This window comes from Neochlamydia sp. TUME1 (assembly GCF_000813645.1).
Lineage (GTDB): Bacteria > Chlamydiota > Chlamydiia > Chlamydiales > Parachlamydiaceae > Neochlamydia.
Genome location: NZ_JRXI01000176.1, coordinates 1 through 5,157 on the forward strand (window position 1 = coordinate 1; position 5,157 = coordinate 5,157).

Below are 5,157 nucleotides of genomic sequence, written 5' to 3' on the forward strand. Positions count from 1 at the left end.
CTGCGGTAAAAGCGGTTGTAAGATTCTCCATTGAGTATCTGTCAGTCCTTCAAATCTTCCTGGCATACGTCTTCTCCTTCTTAAAAAAGAAGAGTATACACCACTAATTTAAATTTTTCAATATTATCGGGATAGGTTCATGAAGGCGATTATAATCTTTCTGCGGCAGGAAATTGCTTTACTTTAGGTATGACTCTTACCTCTTTACTATAAGAAATTTCGACGCGAGGCCTAGCCTAAAGCAACTCTACCTAATTTGAGTACTTATCATGCTCTTTTTTTAATCTTCTTCAATGCTTATCTGCTTTAATAAAGAAGATGGAAATACTTCAGGTGTTTTTTAATCCTTTCTTTTAACGAAGGATCTATCACTAGGTGTTTAAGAGATGAGGAAGTGTTTAGGAGTAAAGCCAAATCATATAGGTAAAAATTTTCCTTCATATACCTTATATTAAGAGATTCAAGTTCTAACAAAGCAGCTAAATGGCTAAAGCAACTACTATTAATTTTTGTAAAACTTAAGTTTAAGTGCTTTAATCTTGCAAGCTTGCTTGCCAGTGCTTTTACGCTTTTTCCTTTTAATTGGGTACAAAATCCTACATTGAGCTTTTCAAGAACAGGAGCCGTTTGGGCGAGTTTTTGAAAGGCTTCGTTAGTAAAGCCTTGGCAAGAAGTTATGTTTAGAGATAATAAAGAAAAAAAGGAATGCTTAAAGAAAGAATCCTCAATATGGCAGGCAGTAAGGTTTAACTTCTCAAGGGATAACTTTCCTATCTCTTGCGCTAATACAGCGGGCGCTAATTGTTGGCAAAAATTAAGCTTTAAGCTTCGAAGCTGAGGAGTTTGGCCCATAATAGCCTGAAAGCCTAAATTAGTAAGTGAAGAACAATAAGAAAGATCTATTTTTGCCAAATAAGGAAAAAAGCAATGGTCGCTAGATCCTAGCTCTTCCCCTGTTATGTGAGAGCAGCCACTCAAATTTAACTTCACTAGCTGGCGCGTATTTTGACTTATACTTACTAAACTAGAGTCACTAATTTTTTTACAATCCCTTAATTTTAATTTTTCTAGTCCTCTACAGCCTTGGGCTATTATTTGAATAGCTTTATCAGTGATGCTTGGAATAAAACTTAAGTCCAGTTTTTTTAATTGAGCACAGCTAGAAAGAGCTTGAGCAAATCTTATTTCTAAAGTAGGGCCGGCGTTTAAAGCTAGCATTTTCAGAGAATGACACTGTTCTACAAGCAAAGAAATCCCTTCTTCAGTCATTTGCTTGGCAGATGAAAGCTGAAGCTTACGCAATACTTTTGCATGCTGCTGTAATTTTAAGAGACTTTTATCTGTTAAAGAATCAGCAGATTTGCAAACTACTTTTGCTAATAAATTGACTTTGTTTACAGCTTTTATAAATTCCTCATCTCCTAATTGAAGGCATCCTAAGTAATCAAAGTATACACTTGTGGTTTCTTGCAGCGTACTTTTTCCGCGATGTATACGCGCCTTTTTAGCTAACAGATCTGTATCGTTCGCTGGTAGAATCGTTTGATTTTCAGGATAGCTAGGTTGCCACTCTGTAGAAGAAGGAAGTATTTTATCAAATTTACTTCCATTGAAAGGATTAAGAGGGAAACAATTCATTTTTCTTCCTGTATTTATAGCTCTCGCATTTTAAGTTATAAAAACTATATTTTTTTAATGCAAACTATTTCATTAAATAATCTAATTAATCCATCAATTATAAATAAGCTAGACGCCATTTAATTATAAACCTATCTTATTAATTGATTTGCCTAAAAATTTTTAAGCTAAAGGTGAAAAATGCTTGCCAATATTCTATCTTTTTTTCCATCTAAATACAGGGCGCCGATATTTTCTTTGCAGCTAAGATATTGATCGTTCAGCTTAAAACCCCATGCTTTTTAAATGAGATTTAGCCCCCTTAGCGATTTTTTCCAGGCTTTGCCATCTATCGCTCAAAGTAAAAGCTTCTCATTTTACAGCTTATAAGTATTCAGCATCCTCTCCTTTTGCTTTAAATGCAGGAAAAAGTCCTTGTCGATTTTTGATTATCTTGAAATGATGCGGATCTCTCGATTAATTAGAGTTTCCATCATCTGAGGTCCATCTCTATGGGTAGCAACCATTCTCAAAAATTATAAGCAAACTCTTTTTTTCTCCTAATAAATGGGAGCTGACTCCTTTTCCTTTATATCCATAAGATATCTCTCGTCTTTCTCTTTTTCTTCTTTGAAAGAAACATTGGCTGTTAAGACATTGGCAATTTGACTTTCCGGCAAGATCGTCTTTATCAAGCAAGGCGCGCTGTATCCTATCGAATGTGCTATCATCTTGCCATCTACCTATTTTCCTCTCTCAGTCCATACCGATGATTTTTACTTACTCTTCCAGGCTCTTCAGTAAGCATTGCTCTAAGCTGTGCCCGTGTGTTTTTGTTAAATCCCCTCATATTTTCCTAGCATCATATCCCTCCTTTTTTTACAAAAGAAAAAAATTCAACCTCGCCGCCTTATTCATTCGGCGGGTTTTCATTCCCCAAAGGTGCTACGTGAGATTTAATGGTGCCATCCGGATAGAAAAGCTGCGCTGTTATCAGTTTGCCACCCTCATAGTTTAAGAGCGTTTTAACTATCCCGGTAGGATAATAAAATTCCTGTTTTCCTTCCCATACCCCCTCTTCAAATACCTGCCTGCTATAAAGTTGGCCATTAGGATAAAAAAACTCGGCCACCCCTTCTTGCAGACCTTTTTCAAAATATGCGGAAGATAAAATTTGGCCTTGAGCATAAAAGAAGGAGCTTCCTTGGATTACTCCTTGGACTTTTGTTTGCTTACAAGTGATTTTCCCTGGCTTTGGAAAGGTAGTCGCAGGAAGCGTCACATGTTCATGCATAGCCATCTTGATGAGCTCCAGGTTAACCTTAGCCACATCCCGTAAAAAGCCAAAACGTTTAATGAGTAAGTCTAACTTCTCAAGCGCTTGTTGAACTTCTGAAATAGGGGCATGCTGTATACCTTGTAATTCTCGATTTAAAACGCGCGTATAAGCTTCATTAAAGATATGTAAGACGTAGCGATAGCCTATTTCTTCTGCCAAATCGCTCTCATAAAGTGCAGCTTTTCCTGTCTGTTGAGGAAAGCAAACTTTTCGATCTTTTTCCGACCGTCTTTTGATGACTCTGGTTTCTTCAATAAGAATTTCGAAATCTTCCACGCAACGCGTTAAGCTTTGTTGCAAATCTTGCATTAAGGAAGATATCTTTTCCTTCTTAACTTGAGGCATCGAGCTGTTAAAAATTTCGCTATGGATCATGCCTTTAAAGTCGTAATCTTCTTTTAAATATTTGTCAGCCACCTCTTCGAGAGTTTTATTGGGTACACCAGGAAATCCTAATCCCCCTTCGGTTGCATTGATTACCTTGATATCAGGATGAGCTTTAGCAAAGTCACCTATCCATTCAGCTTCTGCTATCCATTTCCATAAGGTATAGATAGGCTTTCCATAAATATCTGTTTTAAGCAGTGCCGCTTGATCGATATTCTGCGCTGTTGTAATGTCGGCGGCCTCGACGCGATTATCTTCTATGACGCCTGAAGCATAAGCCTTCATATCGGTATAGGCTAAATCCATGCCTACAAAAATAATGGGATTGCACCCTAAAGCATGCGCAATCTCTAAGCAAAAGTTAACGACATTATGCCCTTCCTCAATAGGTGTACCTTTAATTCCTAACCCTTCTTCAAAAAAAGAAGAAATATCATAGCCACCACTTCCTGTGACATACAGGCGTGGACCATGAATAGTATTAAAAGCCTTATGTAACAAGCGATTGCGATAAAAAAAAGGCGTTTCAAAAGAACTGTTGGTACTTAACCGATCATATTGAGGGGCATTGGGATCTATACCTGCACCAAAATGGGGTTGGATATCTCTTTTACTCAAAGCGTTTAGCGCCGATCCGCCTGCAAAAACTAAAGCCTTATTTAAAAGCTTACCTAGCAGAGAAAGATTTTTTTCTAAAGAAGGACCTGCCCCGCAAATGATAGCAGGAATATTACGAAATTTTCCAAAAAGCTCATCAGCTAAATAAGCACCTTCCAAAGAAAGAATATTAGGGTAGAAATTTTTGAAAAAGCCTACTCCATATTCAAGGTATTCTGTAAGCAGGCTGTTTTTAACGGATGCTTCATAAGCAAGCGTATGCTTTAAATGGGCATATTGCTCTGCTTTTAAATCTTGATATAATTTTAAACCTGATACCGTAAGGGTTGTTAAAAAAAATTCCAGTAAAGAATATGGAACAATTCTTTGCTTTTTTCCAGGTCTTCAAAAAAATGCAGCTGCACTTGAGGATCATGAACTAGCTGAAAGCCCAGATGAGTTTCAAAGAGGCGATGAATGACCGCTAGGTTATCTTCTAGGAAGACAAGGCGGCGTGAAGGATCTTCCTGAAGCCAGTCTTGAGCAGCTTGATAGTAATAACCTAAGCCTACACCATAGACATATATTAAGGGCACCTCAGCTAGCCTAGTCATTTTAAACCACTCTTTTGCTTCATCAAGAGCTCCTTGTTGACAATGAAAAAAGTGAGTTTCTCCCCTATGTTGAAATTTTAAATTTTGTTCTTCTTGCTTAGTTATACAAAATGTCAAGTCCTTACAATCTATATAGGGCAACAAAAGTGCTTTTTGCGGATTAGTACAAGACCATTTTTCGCAATTTTTTTGGAAGACATCGAGGCTATTTTTCATAAAGAATGGGTGGGTAAAAAGATAAAGATATAAAGATGGGCGTTCATCAAAATAGCCAAGGGATCTATCCAGGTATTTTCCCTTAATATTAAAAAGCTCTTTCCCTAATGTTCTAAATAAAATTAATGTAAGCTTTCATCCAGCTCGACATTTTATTTTGTTATGCTGTTAGTTAGGGTAAAGTTCCACTTCTTTTTGTAAGTTAAGCTTCTCAAATAGACCTTTAAGGCTCGCTTGCGTTTCAATCGTCAATTCAGACAAATTTTTTGTTAAGCCTTCTAGCTGAGCTTTAACTAGCCTCTCTGCTTCAGGAGTTTTCCACACAGCTTCTTTAGGGGCTTTGCCTTCTGTCCCTGAAATTCTTAACATTTCATGGCTATATCTATT

General features: G+C 37.1%; 4 protein-coding genes. All 4 read right to left on the reverse strand.

Going from position 1 to position 5,157, the window contains the following annotated elements; all coding sequences use genetic code 11:
- Positions 1–306: 306 nt before the first annotated feature.
- Positions 307–1,638, reverse strand: a complete 1,332-nt coding sequence (locus DB41_RS08140) for a hypothetical protein (RefSeq protein WP_039386216.1) — start codon at positions 1,636–1,638, stop codon at positions 307–309.
- 889 nt (positions 1,639–2,527) lie between these two features.
- Entirely contained in the window at positions 2,528–4,120 is a 1,593-nt protein-coding gene (locus tag DB41_RS12360) for a 6-hydroxymethylpterin diphosphokinase MptE-like protein (RefSeq protein ID WP_238578478.1), read from the reverse strand.
- Between the two features lie 170 nt (positions 4,121–4,290).
- Positions 4,291–4,671, reverse strand: coding sequence for a hypothetical protein (locus tag DB41_RS12365; RefSeq protein ID WP_238578479.1), 381 nt, complete (start codon positions 4,669–4,671; stop codon positions 4,291–4,293).
- A 267-nt stretch (positions 4,672–4,938) separates the two neighbouring features.
- The coding region (locus DB41_RS11955) for a hypothetical protein (protein WP_162180938.1) at positions 4,939–5,157 on the reverse strand (219 nt) is incomplete at its 5' end.